The sequence below is a fragment of the Streptomyces sp. NPDC091281 genome (assembly GCF_044757425.1).
Lineage (GTDB): Bacteria > Actinomycetota > Actinomycetes > Streptomycetales > Streptomycetaceae > Streptomyces.
The window spans coordinates 1-15,230 of record NZ_JBIVUY010000019.1 but is presented as its reverse complement, the minus strand read 5'-3'; the positions used below and the strand labels follow the sequence as shown (position 1 = coordinate 15,230).

The 15,230-nt window shown below is 73.9% G+C and carries 11 protein-coding genes and 1 rRNA gene; 5 read left to right on the top strand and 7 right to left on the bottom strand.

Going from position 1 to position 15,230, the window contains the following annotated elements; translation table 11 throughout:
• Positions 1-177 precede the first annotated feature (177 nt).
• The 6 genes from hpf to mtnA form a co-directional block, all read right to left on the bottom strand.
• Positions 178-873 (bottom strand): ribosome hibernation-promoting factor, HPF/YfiA family, encoded by a 696-nt coding sequence (gene hpf, locus ACIQPQ_RS35525; RefSeq protein ID WP_383780684.1) that lies wholly within the window; start codon positions 871-873, stop codon positions 178-180.
• Positions 874-1,188: 315 nt separating this feature from the next.
• Positions 1,189-2,124 carry a ComF family protein gene (locus ACIQPQ_RS35520; protein ID WP_401312557.1) on the bottom strand — a complete coding sequence of 312 codons (936 nt, stop codon included), beginning with the start codon at positions 2,122-2,124 and terminating at the stop codon, positions 1,189-1,191.
• 99 nt (positions 2,125-2,223) lie between these two features.
• Complete coding sequence (locus ACIQPQ_RS35515; RefSeq protein ID WP_401312721.1) at positions 2,224-3,957, bottom strand: LpqB family beta-propeller domain-containing protein; 1,734 nt, start codon at positions 3,955-3,957, stop codon at positions 2,224-2,226.
• A gap of 145 nt (positions 3,958-4,102) precedes the next feature.
• Positions 4,103-6,304 (bottom strand): MtrAB system histidine kinase MtrB, encoded by a 2,202-nt coding sequence (gene mtrB, locus ACIQPQ_RS35510; protein WP_401312554.1) that lies wholly within the window; start codon positions 6,302-6,304, stop codon positions 4,103-4,105.
• A gap of 1 nt (position 6,305) precedes the next feature.
• Positions 6,306-6,995: a two-component system response regulator MtrA gene (gene mtrA, locus ACIQPQ_RS35505; RefSeq protein WP_383780672.1), complete on the bottom strand. Its 690-nt coding sequence runs from the start codon at positions 6,993-6,995 to the stop codon at positions 6,306-6,308.
• A 588-nt stretch (positions 6,996-7,583) separates the two neighbouring features.
• A complete protein-coding gene (mtnA, locus tag ACIQPQ_RS35500; protein ID WP_401312550.1) occupies positions 7,584-8,738 on the bottom strand; it encodes an S-methyl-5-thioribose-1-phosphate isomerase in 1,155 nt (384 codons plus the stop codon).
• A gap of 140 nt (positions 8,739-8,878) precedes the next feature.
• On the opposite strand from mtnA, the gene ACIQPQ_RS35495 reads away from it, so the two are divergent.
• The 5 genes from ACIQPQ_RS35495 to ACIQPQ_RS35475 all read left to right on the top strand — a co-directional run bounded on the left by ACIQPQ_RS35495 (position 8,879) and on the right by ACIQPQ_RS35475 (position 15,041).
• A complete protein-coding gene (locus tag ACIQPQ_RS35495; RefSeq protein ID WP_401312547.1) occupies positions 8,879-10,477 on the top strand; it encodes a hypothetical protein in 1,599 nt (532 codons plus the stop codon).
• A 145-nt stretch (positions 10,478-10,622) separates the two neighbouring features.
• The gene (locus ACIQPQ_RS35490) at positions 10,623-11,375 is read left to right on the top strand and encodes a DUF4129 domain-containing protein (protein WP_401312718.1); all 753 of its coding nucleotides are present in this window, start codon (positions 10,623-10,625) and stop codon (positions 11,373-11,375) included.
• A complete protein-coding gene (locus ACIQPQ_RS35485) occupies positions 11,372-12,742 on the top strand; it encodes a DUF4350 domain-containing protein (RefSeq protein ID WP_401312544.1) in 1,371 nt (456 codons plus the stop codon). The genes ACIQPQ_RS35490 and ACIQPQ_RS35485 overlap by 4 nt, the downstream gene beginning before the upstream one ends.
• The gene (locus ACIQPQ_RS35480) at positions 12,742-13,731 is read left to right on the top strand and encodes an AAA family ATPase (RefSeq protein ID WP_401312541.1); all 990 of its coding nucleotides are present in this window, start codon (positions 12,742-12,744) and stop codon (positions 13,729-13,731) included. Before ACIQPQ_RS35485 ends, ACIQPQ_RS35480 begins: the two co-directional genes overlap by 1 nt.
• Positions 13,731-15,041, top strand: coding sequence for a DUF58 domain-containing protein (locus tag ACIQPQ_RS35475; protein ID WP_401312538.1), 1,311 nt, complete (start codon positions 13,731-13,733; stop codon positions 15,039-15,041). The genes ACIQPQ_RS35480 and ACIQPQ_RS35475 overlap by 1 nt, the downstream gene beginning before the upstream one ends.
• Positions 15,042-15,148: 107 nt before the next feature.
• On the opposite strand, the gene rrf is transcribed toward ACIQPQ_RS35475, so the two are convergent.
• Positions 15,149-15,230, bottom strand: a 5S ribosomal RNA gene (gene rrf / locus ACIQPQ_RS35470); the annotation flags it as partial.

Here is a 15,230-nt window from a genome sequence, read left to right as displayed (position 1 = left end):
AGGTCCCGGGCCGGCGCCAACGCAAGGCAACGACCCACCGGTTGAGCCGTTACCGCCATGATTCCATGCCCCGACGACAACCCGGTGACAACGTGATGCCGGAAGGGGCGCGCACGGGTGCCCCCGGGGGCGCACACGCGCTCCCGGGGGCACCCGTACCGCTGTCACCCGGCCTGATCAGCCGCCGAGCGCGCCGCCCGCCTCGGGGGAGTGCGCCTGCGTGACCATCGGGTCCGTGTTGAGGTGGATCACGCCGTAGTCGTACGCGTGCCGCCGGTAGACGACGCTGGGTTCCTTCGTCTCGGAGTCGACGAAGAGGTAGAAGTCGTGTCCGACCAGTTCCATCTCGTAGAGGGCCTGGTCGAGGGTCATCGGGGCGGCCACATGGGTCTTCTCGCGGACCACGAGGGGGCCGTCGCCCTGCACCTCCAGCGATCCGATCTTCTTCGTCGGGACGCCGCCGGGCTCCTGGGCCGGGACGGGCAGGCCGTTGCTGCCGTCGAGGGTCGCGACGCCCGGGACGTGGTCGGGCACCTCCGCCGCCGTGATCCGGCGCGCGCCGCGCCGGGTGTACCGCTTGTCGTGCTGCTTGCGCAGTTGCGCGTCGAGCTTCTCCGCCGCCAGGTCGAGAGCCGCATACGGGTCGTTGGCCGCCGCCTCCGCACGGATGACCGGACCGCGGGAGCGGAGGGTGATCTCCACCCGGTCGCAGCGGTCGGCCTGACGGGGGTTGGGCTCCTTGGACACCTCGACGTCGAGGCTGATCACCTTGCCGTCGAGCTTCTGGATCTTCTCCAGGTTCAGCTTCTCGGCCACGTGCTTGCGGAACCGCTCGGGCACCTCGGTCTTGCGGCCCTTGACGACGATGTCCACGCAGAACTCCGTTCCCGGATCACTCCGCATCAACGGCGGAGCATCTCCCTTTTGCACCAGGCTCCGGTGAGCTCCGGAACCTCGGACTCGGTGACGTCCACCTCCTCCTCCCCCATGGGCGAGATCTCCACCCCAGGTGCTGCGGGTGAATACCGATAAGCGCAGCACGGCATTCGGATTCGAGAGGTGTGGCCTGCGGCTTTCCCTCACAACCGAACATATCTCGCCCGGACGGATGTCGTCACCCTCTACTGCGCCGTACCTCCGTTCAGGTGAATTGACCCTCTCATTACCTGCAACGACACAAGTCCCCCGTCAGTTCCGGTTTATTTCGAAGGCGACCGGTGGAGCCGCGACCACGGCCGCGCACAGCACTCCGTCGGCCCGTCCGGCCCCTCGGAGCCCCTGCGCCGACACCCCGCCCGCACCTCCTTCCGCCGTCCGGGACACTCGTACTCCTCTGCCTTCCCGGGCGACGCCCACATACACGGGCCCGTCCACGCCATCCGCGCCATCCACGCCCTCAGCCCCCGCCGATCCCCCCGCCGCCCTCGCCGTACGCACCGCGCGCGCCGCCTCCGCGAGGGAGGCGCCCGTCGTCATCAGGTCGTCGACCAGCACCACCGCCCCACCCTCGCGCAACACGCGCACCCCGCCGGACACGACCCCGAGCGCCCCACGCAGGTTCTCCGACCGCTCCCACGCGGTCAGCCCCGCCTGATCGGCCACCGGACGCCGCTGCCGCACCACCGCCGCCACCCGAGCAGGCACCCCTGCCGCCCGCAGCTCCGCCGCGGCGGCCCGAGCGATCCGCCGCACGGGGTCATGGCCGCGGGAGCGGGTGGCTCGGGGGGTGGAGGGGACGGGGACCAGAAGGATCTCGGGGGGTGGGGGCCCCTCCCCCCTCCCCCACCCCACCCCACCCCCCGCCGCCTCCCCCCTCGAACAGGCCACCACCCCCGCCCACACCGCCCCCGCCAGCACCGCCCCCAGCGGCCTGCTCAGTGCCAGTGCCCCGCGTTCCTTGTGGGCGAGCAGGACGGCGCGCACCTCGTCGGCGTACGGTGCCGCTGCGTGGACGGCGGGCAGTCCCCGCGGTGCGGGGTCGGGCCGGACCCGGCGCGGTGCGGTGCCTCCGAGGGCGGTGTGGCAGTCGGGGCAGAGCACCGTGCGGGCGCGGCCGCAGCCCGCGCAGTCGGCGGGCAGGACCAGGCCGGAGAGGTCCTGCCACCACCGTCGAACGCTGTTCACGGGGTCTACTGTGCCGAGTTCGCGGGGGCTCCGACAGCCCTGTGGATAACTACTGGCGGCTACGGTTGACTGCGGGCGGCTACGGGCGGGCGGCTGGTCTCATCCGGGGTAGAAGGCGACGGAGGCCTTTTCCTCCAGGGTTCGCCAGCCGCTTCCTCCGGGGAGCCAGAGCAGGCCTCCCTTGGAGGTGGCGAAGAGGGGGGCGTCGGTGTCGTCGGCGGCGGCGATGCTGGTGACCTCGGTGAGGCCGGGGAGGGTGCCGGTCTCGGGGATGGAGCCGTCGCACTGGACGTACTGGACCTGTTCGACGCCTCCGGCTTGGCGGCCGACGACGACGAGGCGGCTGTCGCCGGCCCAGGACATGGTGGTGACCTGTTCGAGGTCGGGGGTGGCGGAGCGGAGTTCCTGGACGGAGACGACGGGGCGTTCGCCGGTGAGGTCGCGTTCGATGCGGCCGATGAGGAGGGACTGTTTGCCGCCCTTGTCGACGACGAGGGCGATGCGGACGCCGTCGGCGGCGACGCGAACGGCGTTGATGCGTCCGTCGAGGCTGGGGGTGAGGACTTCGAGGGGGTCGCCGCCGCCCTTCTCCAGGAGGAGCAGGCGGGGGTCGGCGGGGTCGCGGTCGGCGGTCCACAGGTCGCCCTGGCCGTCCCAGCTGGGGGTGGTGAGCCGGTCGTTCTCGGTCTTGCCCTTGCTCTGGAGGACGGGCTCGCCGAGGGAGCTGCTGGCGACGGTGGTGGTGACGTAGAGGGCCTTGCCGTCGAGGGAGACTCCGGCGGCGGTGTGTTCGTCGCGGGCGACGGCGACGGAGCGTACGGCGGTGGCGCCATCGCCGAGGGCGCCGGGGACGGGTTCGGAGCGGGCGCTGTCGCCGCTGTCGGTGGTGCGCAGGAGACGGTGGCGGCCGTCGATGAAGTACAGGTAGTCGGGGTGGGTCTCGGCGCCGCGTTCGGCGACGGCGATGGCGCGGTCGCCGGTGAGGTTGCAGAGGCGGCGGTCTCCGGCGCGGAGTTCGACCTCGTCGAGGGTGGCGTTGAGGCTCTTGAGGGTGAACAGGAGCTGGGCGGCCATCTCGTCGCACTTGCCCTGGCCGATGCCGGCGGCCTTGTCGTTGAGGGGCACGGTGAGTTTGTTCTGGTCGTCGGGGGTGAGGGAGGCGACGCCCTTGGCGAGGGCGGTGCCGGTGGGGAAGCTGGAGCGGACGACGGGGCGCAGCCAGCTGGTGGGTCCGGCGAGGAGGGAGCGGACCATCTGGGTCGTGGGGTCGACGCGTTCGCGGACGTAGATGGGGTCGGCGACGGCCATGGGCTGGCCGGACCCGGCGGAGGTGGTGTCGGACGCGAAGTAGTACTTGTTGAGCGACATGTAGTTGCGCTGGAAGTCGGACTTGCCCATGACGACGCCTTCGGGCGGTACGTCGATGCGCCACTGGCCGCTCTTCTTATCGCGCGCGAGGTGCACGCTCTGGTTGTAGTCGCCGGAGGCGGGCGTGTAGGCCTGCTGGGCGTCGACGGTGGCGACGCGGGTGCCGGTGAGGCGGAACGTGTAGTCGGTGGCCTCTTCGCGGGTGCCGGCGCGGTCGGCCTGGGTGCCGGGGCCGTCGACGAGGACGGTGGTGGCGCTCTCGGGCTGCCATTTCTGGGCGGCGTCGGGGGTGAGGTACTGGCGTGCGGTGGAGTAGCGGGGGTCGTCGCTGGTGAGGGCTTCGAGGAAGCCCTGGAGGATCTCGGAGGGGGGCGCGTCGTCGCGGGGCGGCATGGCGAAGACGCGGACCTGGGTGTCCTGGCGGGGGGTGGACTCGACGCCGCGGAGGTCGCCGCCGTCGGGCATGGAGGCGCATCCGGCGAGGAGGACGGCACCGCAGACGGCGTACGCGAGGACGTGCGCCGGAGTGCGTCCCGTCGTGCGGGCTCGGGTGCGCGCCGGGGTGTGTGGTGCCGGGGTGTGCTCCGGCGTGCGGCGGCTCGCCCGCTGGTCACCGCCCACGGAATGCCTCCCCCTGCTCCTTCGAGCCGTCCGTGCGTCCCTGGCGGGCCGCGCTGTGCTGCTCCTGCTCCTGCCGCTGCCGGTCGCCGTCGCCGGTCCGACCGTTGCTGCCGCTGCCACTGCCGCTGCTGCCGTTGCCGGCGCCGTCCGCGACATCCGTACGGGAAACCGTGTCCGTACCGGAGGCCGTGTCCGTACGCCGGCTCGTGGCGTCGTCGTCCGCGGGGCGGGGGCGGGTGCCGGAGGCGGGGCGGGGGACGACGCGGGCGCCGTTGCCGGGCAGGGCGGTGGGGTCGGCGGTGGGGGCGACGGGGTTGTGGCGGGGTGCGAGGGGCGCGCGTGCGGCCGCGCGCTGTTCGGCGGCGGGCTGTACGGGCACGGTGGCGCTCTTCTCGCCGCCCGCGCGCGGCAGTCCGGCCTCGTTGAGGCCGCGGTTGCGGCGGGAGTCCTTGGGTTCGAGGGGGATGGGTGAGCCGCGCAGGGGCTCGTCGGCGGTCCGGGGCAGGGTGAGCCGGAACTGGGAGCCGCCGCCGGGTTCGCCCCAGGCCTGGAGCCAGCCGCCGTGCAGGCGCGCGTCCTCCAGGGCGATGGAGAGGCCGAGTCCGGTGCCGCCGGTGGTGCGGGCGCGGGCGGGGTCGGCGCGCCAGAAGCGGCTGAAGACGCGGGTGGCCTCGCCGGGCTTGAGGCCTACGCCGTAGTCGCGTACGGCGACGGCGACGGCGCCGCCCGCGGAGGCGAGGCGGACGACGACGTCCTTGCCCTCGCCGTGTTCGACGGCGTTGACGACGAGGTTGCGCAGGACGCGTTCGACGCGGCGGGCGTCGGCCTCGGCGACGACGGGCTGGAGGTCGCCGCGGACGCGGACGGTGGTGCCCTTGCGTTCGGCGAGGGGCGCGGCGCCGCTGACGACGCGGCGGACGACGACGCGCAGGTCGATGGGTTCGGCTTCGAGGGCGGCGGCTCCGGCGTCGAAGCGGCTGATCTCCAGCAGGTCGGCGAGGAGGGACTCGAAGCGGTCGAGCTGGTCGGCGAGGAGTTCCGCGGAGCGGGCGGTGACGGGGTCGAAGTCCTCGCGGGCCTCGTGGATGACGTCGGCGGCCATCCGGACGGTGGTGAGCGGGGTGCGCAGTTCGTGGGAGACGTCGGAGACGAACCGGCGCTGCATGCGGGAGAGGTCCTCCAGTTGCTGGATCTTCAGCTGGAGGTTCTGCGCCATCTTGTTGAAGGCCTCGCCGAGGCGGGCGATGTCGTCCTCGCCGGTGACCTTCATCCGTTCCTGGAGGCGCCCGGCGGAGAGCCGTTCGGCGATCCCGGCGGCCATCCGGACGGGGGTGACGACCTGCCGTACGACGAGCCAGGCGATGGCGCCGAGGAGGACGACGACGAAGAGTCCGGCGGTGGCGAGGGTGCCCTTGACGAGGCTGAGGGACTTCTCCTCCTGGGTGAGGGGGAAGAGGTAGTACAGCTCGTAGGGGTCGCCGTTGGGGTCGTTGACCTGTTTGCCGATGACGAGGGCGGGCTGGGGTTCCTTGTCGTTGCTGTAGATGATGCGGCTGTAGCTCTGGGCGGCGCCGGGGTCGCTGTTGACGCGGGCGCGGAGGTCCTCGGGGACGCTCTTGTTGGGGTCGACGAAGCCGGAGGCGCGGGGTCCGCGTCCGCCGCCGCTGTCGTCGCCGGGGGGCAGGGTGACGACGTCGAAGGCGCCTTGTCCGCCGCTGGACAGCGAGGAGACGAGTTCGCTCATCCATTCGATGACGTTCTGGGTGCCGTCCGCGCCGGGGGTGCCGTCGTCGGCGGCGGTCCCGGCGAATTCGTCGGCGTTCTGCTTGGCGACGGAGAAGCCGCCGGTGGCCTGGCTCTGGGAGGCCTTGACCTTGGCGTCGAGGAGGCCGTTGCGGACCTGCCCGATGACGACGAAGCCGAGCAGCAGGACGACGCCGAGCGACATGAGCAGGGTGGTGGCGACGACCTTGAGCTGGATGTTGCGCCGCCACAGCCGCATCACGGGCAGCAGCGGCCTGCGTATCCAGCGCAGCAGGAGCCGCAGCACGGGGCTGTTGCGGACGCCGCCGTGCAGGAGTCCGCCCGCGAGGAGGTGCCCGAAGCGTGAGCCGTTCTTCCGCGGGCCGACAGGCCGCTCCGGTCGGGCCCCGGACCGGCCGGGGGCCGAAGCGGCGCTGTCCCCGGACATGTCAGCTCGGTCCGGCCTTGTAGCCGACACCTCGGACGGTCACGACGATCTCCGGCCGCTCGGGGTCCTTCTCGACCTTGGAGCGCAGCCGCTGGACGTGCACGTTGACCAGCCGGGTGTCCGCAGCGTGCCGGTAGCCCCACACCTGTTCGAGGAGGACCTCGCGGGTGAAGACCTGCCAGGGCTTGCGGGCGAGGGCGACCAGCAGGTCGAACTCCAGCGGGGTGAGGGCGATGGAGTGTCCGTCGCGCTTGACGGAGTGCCCGGCCACGTCGATGACGAGGTCGCCGATGGCGAGCTGCTCGGGGGCGGGCTCCTCCGACCTCCGCAGCCGGGCCCGGATGCGGGCGACCAGCTCCTTCGGCTTGAACGGCTTCACGATGTAGTCGTCGGCGCCGGACTCCAGGCCGACGACGACGTCGACGGTGTCGCTCTTCGCCGTGAGCATCACGATGGGTACGCCGGACTCGGCGCGGATCAGGCGGCACACCTCGATGCCGTCCCGGCCTGGCAGCATCAGGTCGAGCAGCACCAGATCGGGCTTCGCCTCGCGGAACGCGGCCAGCGCCTTGTCACCGTCGGCCACGAAAGACGGCTCAAAACCTTCACCACGCAGCACGATGCCGAGCATCTCGGCCAGTGCGGTGTCGTCGTCGACGACCAGGACTCGTCCCTTCATAAACGACATCATCCCATTCTCATAACGGTGAAGGCGGTGCAGGTGAGCAGGGTCACCAGCCCGTGACGATAGTCGTAGAGAACGGTCACTGTCTGCCCCTGCCCTCCGCCGCCGATGTCCCGACGAGACATCGGTGGCGCAGTACAGACCGACCGGTCACCTTGCGCCACGGGCACTCCGAGCGCCCGGCTCCCGGTTCCGGGCGCCCGGCTCCCGGCCTTTCGGAGGGGTCCCGGAAACCGCGGAAGGGCCCGGAAGCCTCGCGGAAGGGCCCGGAAGCCTCGCGGAAGGGCCCGCAAGCCTCGCGGAAGGGCCCGGAAGGCCTCTCGACCCGATCACCACGACATCGCGGCCCGGAGATCCCCGCACCGCACGGCCATCATCCCCGCGCCCCGCACCCCGGCGCATCCGAGAGCCCCCCGGCCGCCGCCTGCCGCGCCCGGCACCCAGCCGCACAGTTGCCCAGGCGCACAGTTCCGAGCCGCCCGCCGAACCGCCGCCTCAGGCCGCCCCGCCGCTCGCCTCCCGCCACCGCCCTTCCTTACGGCGCCCCCCACGGCCCCGCCCGCAACGACAGGCCGACGATCGGCGCCGCCGGAATCAGCCCCCCGCCACGCCCTCCCCCGCCCGCGCCCGGGACCGCGCGCACAGCTCGGCCAGTCCGGCGCCGGTCACCGGTGAGAGGACGCCCTCCTCGGTGACGATCGCCGTGATCAGCTCGGGCGGGGTCACGTCGAACGCCGGGTTGTAGGCCTGCGTGCCCAGCGGGGCGACGGCGAGCCCGCCGCCCGGCCCGGATGCGGGCGCGTGCGGTGCGGCCAGCTCGGTCACCTCGTGGCCGGGCCGCTGCTCCACCTCGACGGCCGCGCCGTCGGGCGTCGCGAGGTCGATCGTCGTGACCGGCGCGACCACGACGAACGGCACGTGGTGGTAGCGGGCGAGCACGGCGAGGGGATAGCTGCCCACCTTGTTGGCGACGGAGCCGTCGGCGGCGATCCGGTCGGCGCCGATCAGCACCGCGTCGACCTCCCCGGCCGCGAACAGCGACCCGGCCGCGTTGTCGGTGAGCAGCGTGTACGCCATCCCGTTGCGGGCCGCCTCGTACGCCGTGAGCCGGGCGCCCTGGAGCAGCGGCCGGGTCTCGTCGACCCACAGGCGCCGCAGCCTGCCGACCCGGTGCGCGGCGAGCGCCACGGCGAACGCGGTGCCCTCGCCGCCGGAGACCAGTGCGCCGGTGTTGCAGTGGGTGAGGACCCGGTGGCCGCCGCCGGGGAGGAGTTCGTCGAGGAGCGTGAGGCCGTGCGCGGCCATGCGGGCGCTGGCCTCGGCGTCCTCCCGGTGCAGCTGACGGGCGGCGGTGAGCGCGGCGAGGGCGGCCTGGTCGGGGCCGCCGTCGGCGAGTGCCGCGCGGTAGGCGTCGCGGGCGCGGTGCACGCCGAGGGCGAGGTTCACCGCGGTGGGCCGGGCGCTCTCCAGGGCGGAGGCGGCCTCGTCCACGTCGAAGTTGCGGGCGGCGGCGAGCGCGACGCCGTACGCCCCGGCGATGCCGAGCAGCGGTGCCCCGCGCACGGCGAGCGACCGGATCGCCTCGACCAGCGTCGACGCGTCCGTGCAGACCAGTTCCACCTCCTCGGCGGGCAGCCTCGTCTGGTCGAGGAGGACCACGACGGGGCCCTCGGGTGGTTCCTCCCAGCGGATCGCCGGGATGTCGTCGGGCCGCTTGTCCTCGCCTGGGTGCGCGTACTGATCAGCCATGCCGTCAGTGTGCCCGCAATCCGTCGGACAATTGAAGGTGCGCAGCCCCGACCTCGGCCGGTCGGTCCTTGACCTCCCCATGGCACGATGGCTTCCAACCTGCCGCCGCGCCCGCGGTCGGGCACCGTGAAGGAGCGACGATGAACGACACTCCGGGCTGGGCCTCGCCCGGATCCGCCCCGTCCGACGGACAGGAGCCCGGGACGTCCACGTCTGCCGACTCCGCCGCCCGTCCCGGCGGCGCCCCGTCGGCGGAGCGGCCTTCCGCGATCCCCGCCCAGCCGGCCGACCAGGCACCCGCGGGCACCGCGCAGGCGGACGGCCAGAAGCCGACGCCACCGCAGCGCCCCGCCGACAACACGTCGCCCGAGCCGGAACCCGGCCCCCAGACCGCCCGGACTCCCGCACCCGCCCCCGCCCAGGACGCACCCCCGGCCGACGCCGCGGACGGCCCTGCCGCCCCCAACGCCCCCGCCGCTCCGGGCGCGAAGTGGTCCACGCAGCAGCCCCCGCCCGCCCAGTGGTCCGCCCCCACCGGAGGCCAGGCCCCGGAGCAGCCCGCGGGCCAGGCACCGCCGCCCCCGCCCGGCCCCGGCTGGGGCCCCCGCCCACCGGCCGGCCCCGACCAGCCCGGCGGCCCCACGGGCCACCCCGGCTACGGCACCCACCCCGGCTACGGAACTCAGCCCGGCCACAACAGCCGTCCCGGCTACGGCGCCCCCGGTGGCTGGGGCGGTGGCGGCTGGGGCGGGCCCCCGCCCGCCGCGAAGCCCGGCGTCATCCCGCTGCGCCCGCTGGGTGTGGGCGAGATCCTCGACGGCGCGGTCTCCACGATGCGCACCTACTGGCGCACGGTCCTCGGCATCTCCCTGACGGTCGCCGTCGTGGTCGAGGTCGTCGTGGTCCTGCTGCGCGGCCTGGTCCTGGACGAGAGCACGAGCACCACGGCCCTCACCGACCCGAGCGCCACGCTCGACGAGCAGACCAGCGCCCTGGGCGACGTGCTGATCAACTCGGGTGCCGTCCTGCTCGTCAGCCTGATCGGCACGATCGCGGCGACCGCCCTGCTCACGGCCGTCACCAGCCGTGCGATCCTCGGCAAGCCGGTGACCACCGGCGAGGCCTGGCGCGACGCCCGCCCGCAGCTGCTGAAGCTGTTCGGGCTGATCTTCCTCATGCTGCTGATCGTGTCCGGTGTCGCCGTGGTGTTCATCCTGCCGGGCGCCCTGGTCGGCGGCGCCGCGCGCGACGCGCTCACGGCCCTGGGCAGCATCGGCTCCGTCGTCGCGGCCGTCTCGCTGATGGTCCGCCTGTCGCTGGCGTCGCCGGTGCTGATGCTGGAGAAGCAGGGCATCAGGCAGGCGTTCGTCCGGTCGATGAAGCTGGTGCGCGGTTCGTGGTGGCGGGTCTTCGGCATCCAGGTGCTGTCCCTGATCATCGCCAACGTCGTCGCCATGATCATCGGAGTGCCTTTCGCGCTGCTGGGCGCGGCCCTCGGTGACGGCGGCCTCAGCGCCTTCGCGGACGGCAGCACCGACCTCGGCTGGACGTACCTCGTCGTCAGCGGCATCGGCTCGGTGATCGGCTCCCTGATCACCTTCCCGATCACGGCGGGCGTGGCCGTCCTCCTCTACGTCGACCAGCGCATCCGCCGCGAGGCCCTCGACCTCGACCTGGCGCGCGCCGCGGGCGTGCAGGGCTACGGCGGTCCCGCGCCCGGCGCCACCCCGGGGAGCTGATGCGGTGAGCCCGGCGGGGGGATTCCTCACCGCACCACCGGCAGGCGCACCCGAGCCGACGCCGCCCGACGACGCGGGGGCGGCCCACGCCGTCCTGTCCCGCACCGACGACCTGACCCGGTCCGCCGCGTCCGCAGTACGCGCACTGGTTCGGGGCGGGCAGGGCACCCCGCTCTCCGTGCGGGCCGCCGACGACGGCCCCCCGGTCACCGTCCCGCGCGACCCCGCCCGCGAGGCGGCCGAACGCGAACTGGCCAAGCGGCTGTACCACGACAACGACCCCGGCCTCCTCGAACGGGCCCTGAACGCGTTCTGGGACTGGCTCGACGGCCTCCTCGGCGCCGCCTCCACCGCCACGCCGGGCGGTGTGCTCGGCCTGCTGGCCGTGGTCCTGGCGGTCGCCGCCGTGGCAGGCGCCCTCTGGTGGCGCCTCGGCACCCCTGGCCGCGGCGCCGCCCCGACCGCCGCCCTGTTCGAGGACCGCCCGCGCAGCGCCGCCGACCATCGCGCGGCCGCCGAGGCGCACGCCGCCCGGGGCCACTGGAACCAGGCCGTCCAGGAACGCATGCGCGGCCTCGTCCGCGCCCTGGAGGAACGCGCCCTCCTGGACGACCATCCCGGCCGCACCGCCGACGAGGCGGCCACCGAGGCGGGCCGTACGCTCCCCACCCGGGCCGCGCCGCTGCGCCGCGCCGCCCGCGCCTTCGACGACGTCACGTACGGCGGCCGCACCGCCACCGAAGAGACGTACCGCGACCTCGCGGACCTGGACCGCGCCCTGGACACCACCCGCCCCGCGCTCACCCCCACCGGCCCGAGCAGCAGGCCGAGCACCCCGAGCACGACCGGCACCACGACGGACACGACCCGCCCCACGAGCCGGGACACCCCCCGATGACCGAACCGACCACCACCCCCACCGGCCCCAGGCCCGCCACTCCCCCGGCAGCCCCCGATGCCGATGCCGGTTCCACCGTCGACGCCAACGTCGATGCCGAAGCCAACGTCGATGCCAGCACCGCCCCCGCCCCCACCTCGACCTCCCCCACCACCCGCCACCTGTGGACCCGCTCGCGAGGTCTCCTCATCGGCCTCGGCATCCTCCTGGCCGGTGCCACCACGCTCGCCGTCCTGCGCTCCGACGCCCTGCACGGCGCCCTCGACCCGCGTTCCGCCGACCCCAACGGCAGCCGCGCCGTGGCCGAACTCCTCGCCGACCGGGGCGTCTCGACACGCGTGGTCACCACCCTCGCCGCGGCCCGTGCCGCCGCGGCCCCGGACACCACCCTCCTGGTCGCCTCCCCCGACCTCCTGACGCTCCGCCAGCAGAGCCGACTGCACGAGGCCGTCACCGCGGGCGGCGGCCGTACGGTCCTCGTCGCCCCCGGCACCTGGTCCGTGGAGACCTTGGCCCCCGGGGTCACCGCGGACCCGGCCGCCAGCCGCTCCACCACCCTCGCCCCCGGCTGCGCCCTGCCCGCCGCGCGCCGCGCGGGCAGCGCCGACACCGGCGGCGTCCGCTACTCGACGACCCACCTCGACGTCGACGAGTGCTACCCCAGCAACCGCCTCGCCACCCTGGTCCGCATCCCCGCCACACCGACACCCCCGACGGGCACGGAGACGGGCACCGGCACGGACACCGCCGCCCCCACCCGTACACCCGGCTCCGGCGACACGATCGTCCTCGGCGCCCCCGACATCCTCCTCAACGACCACCTCGACCAGCACGGCAACGCCTCCCTCGCCCTCCAACTCCTCGGCACACGGCCCCATCTGGTCTGGTACCTCCCCTCCCTCACCGACTCCTCCGCCGCCGCACCGCACGAGCAGCGCGACCTCTTCGACCTGCTGCCGTCCGGCTGGCTCTGGGGCACCCTGCAACTCCTCGTCGCCGCCGTGCTCGCCGCCCTCTGGCGGGCACGCCGCTTCGGCCCCCTCGTACCCGAACGACTCCCCGTCGCGATCCGCGCCTCCGAGACCACCGAAGGCCGCGCCCGCCTCTACCGCAAGGCCGACGCGCGCGACCGCGCCGCCACCGCTCTTCGCTCCACGACCCGCACCCGCCTCGCCCCTCTCGTCGGCGTCCCCGTCCCCCGGGCCCACACGCCCGAGGTCCTCGTCCCCGCCCTGTCCGCCCACCTCCACGGCGACGGGCACTCCCTGCACACCCTCCTCTTCGGCCCGCCCCCGGCCGACGACCGGGCGCTGACCGCCCTCGCCGACCACCTCGACGCCCTCGAAAGAGAGGTACGCCGTCCATGATGGACCCGACCACTGACAACGCCGCGCCGACCGGGGACCCGAGCGCCGCCCGCGCCGCCCTGGAGGCCCTGCGCGCCGAGATCGCCAAGGCCGTGGTCGGCCAAGACCCCGCCGTCACCGGACTCGTCGTCGCCCTGCTGTGCCGCGGACACGTCCTCCTCGAAGGCGTCCCCGGCGTCGCCAAGACCCTCCTCGTGCGCGCCCTCGCCGCGACCCTCGACCTCGACACCAAGCGCGTCCAGTTCACCCCCGACCTGATGCCGAGCGACGTCACCGGCTCCCTCGTCTACGACACCCGCAGCGCCGAGTTCTCCTTCCAGCCCGGCCCGGTCTTCACCCATCTCCTCCTCGCCGACGAGATCAACCGCACCCCGCCGAAGACCCAGTCCGCCCTCCTCGAAGCGATGGAGGAACACCAGGTCACGGTGGACGGCACCCCCCGCCCCCTGCCCGAGCCGTTCCTGGTCGCCGCGACACAGAACCCCGTCGAGTACGAGGGCACCTACCCCCTCCCCGAAGCCCAACTGGACCGCTTCCTCCTCAAACTGACGGTCTCTCTCCCCTCCCGCCAGGAGGAGATCGACGTCCTGACCCGCCACGCCTCGGGCTTCGACCCGCGCGACCTGCGCGCCGCCGGCGTACGCCCCGTCGCGGGCCCCGCCGACCTGGAGGCCGCCCGCGCCGCCGTCGCGAAGACGACCGTCTCCCCCGAGATCACCGCATACGTCGTCGACATCTGCCGTGCGACCCGCGAGTCGCCCTCCCTCACTCTCGGCGCCTCCCCGCGCGGCGCGACCGCGCTCCTGTCGACGGCCCGCGCCTGGGCCTGGCTGACCGGCCGGGACTACGTCACCCCCGACGACGTGAAGGCCCTCGCCCTGCCGACCCTCCGCCACCGCGTCCACCTCCGCCCGGAGGCCGAGATGGAGGGGGTCACCGCCGACTCGGTCATCACCGCCCTCCTCGCCCACGTCCCCGTCCCCCGCTGATGGCCCTCACCGGACGCACCGCGCTCCTCGCGGCCCTCGGCTCCCTGCCCGTCGGCCTCTGGGCCCCCGACTGGACCGGCCTCCTCGCCGTCAACGCCCCACTCGCGCTGGCGTGCGCCTGCGACTACGCCCTCGCCGCCCCCGTACGCCGTCTGCGCCTCACGCGCTCCGGCGACACCTCCGTACGCCTCGGCGAGACCGCCGACGTCACCCTCACGCTGACGAACCCGTCCCGCCGCCCCCTGCGGGCCGCGCTGCGCGACGCCTGGCCCCCGAGCAGCCTCCCGACCGCCACGGACACCATCACCTCCCGCCACGACGTGGCCGTCCCCGCCGGGGAACGCCGTCGTGTCACCACCCGTCTCACGCCCACCCGCCGCGGCGACCACCACCCGGACCGCGTCACGATCCGCTCCTACGGCCCTCTGCGGCTCGTCTCCCGCCAAGGCACCCACCAGGTCCCGTGGACCGTACGCGTGCTCCCCCCGTTCAGCAGCCGCAAGCACCTCCCGTCGAAGCTGGCCCGCCTGCGCGAACTCGACGGCCGCACCAGCCTCCTGACCCGCGGCGAGGGCACGGAGTTCGACAGCCTGCGCGAGTACGTCCCCGGCGACGACACCCGCTCCATCGACTGGCGTGCCACCGCCCGCCACTCCACGGTCGCCGTCCGCACCTGGCGCCCCGAACGCGACCGGCACCTCCTCCTGGTCCTCGACACGGGCCGCACCTCAGCGGGCCGTGTCGGGGACACGCCCCGCCTGGACGCCGCCATGGACGCGGCGCTCCTGCTCGCCGCCCTGGCCGCCCGCGCCGGCGACCGCGTCGACCTCCTCGCCTACGACCGCCGCGTCCGCGCCCTCGTCCAAGGCCGCACCGGCCGCGACACGCTCCCGTCTCTGGTTGACGCGATGGCCGCCCTGGAGCCCGAGCTGATCGAGACGGACGCCCACGGCCTCACCACCACCGCTCTGCGCACGGCACCCCGCAGTTCCCTTGTCGTCCTGCTGACCTCCCTCGACGCGGCACCCGTCGAGGAGGGTCTCCTCCCGGTCCTCCCGCACCTCACACGACGTCACACCGTCGTGGTCGCCTCGGTGGCCGACCCGCACATCGCCCGCATGGCCACCTCCCGCGGCACCCCCGACGCCGTGTACGAGGCCGCTTCCGCCGCCCAGACCCAGACGGAACGCCTGCGCACCGCCGACCAGCTCCGCCGCCACGGAGTCACCGTCGTCGACGCCACCCCCGACGCCCTGCCCCCCGCGCTGGCAGACACCTACCTCTCCCTCAAATCAACAGGCCGCCTGTAAAAACGAAAAAGGGGCTCCCCCCGAAACCGAAAGGGAACCCCTGAAAAAAACCGCGCTAAACGCAGAAAACCCCGCACCATAACGGTGCGGGGTTTCCCACAATGATTGTTCGGCGGCGTCCTACTCTCCCACAGGGTCCCCCCTGCAGTACCATCGGCGCTGTAAGGCTTAGCTTCCGGGTTCGGAATG

What these genes read in the sequence shown, in the direction of transcription:
- mtnA (WP_401312550.1), bottom strand. Translation starts at nt 8,738, where the DNA reads ATGGCTGATCAGTACGCGCACCCAGGCGAGGACAAGCGGCCCGACGAC.
- ACIQPQ_RS35495 (WP_401312547.1), top strand. Translation starts at nt 8,879, where the DNA reads ATGAACGACACTCCGGGCTGGGCCTCGCCCGGATCCGCCCCGTCCGAC.
- mtrA (WP_383780672.1), bottom strand. Translation starts at nt 6,995, where the DNA reads ATGATGTCGTTTATGAAGGGACGAGTCCTGGTCGTCGACGACGACACC.
- ACIQPQ_RS35485 (WP_401312544.1), top strand. Translation starts at nt 11,372, where the DNA reads ATGACCGAACCGACCACCACCCCCACCGGCCCCAGGCCCGCCACTCCC.
- ACIQPQ_RS35480 (WP_401312541.1), top strand. Translation starts at nt 12,742, where the DNA reads ATGGACCCGACCACTGACAACGCCGCGCCGACCGGGGACCCGAGCGCC.
- ACIQPQ_RS35475 (WP_401312538.1), top strand. Translation starts at nt 13,731, where the DNA reads ATGGCCCTCACCGGACGCACCGCGCTCCTCGCGGCCCTCGGCTCCCTG.
- mtrB (WP_401312554.1), bottom strand. Translation starts at nt 6,304, where the DNA reads ATGTCCGGGGACAGCGCCGCTTCGGCCCCCGGCCGGTCCGGGGCCCGA.
- ACIQPQ_RS35515 (WP_401312721.1), bottom strand. Translation starts at nt 3,957, where the DNA reads ATGCCCGACGGCGGCGACCTCCGCGGCGTCGAGTCCACCCCCCGCCAG.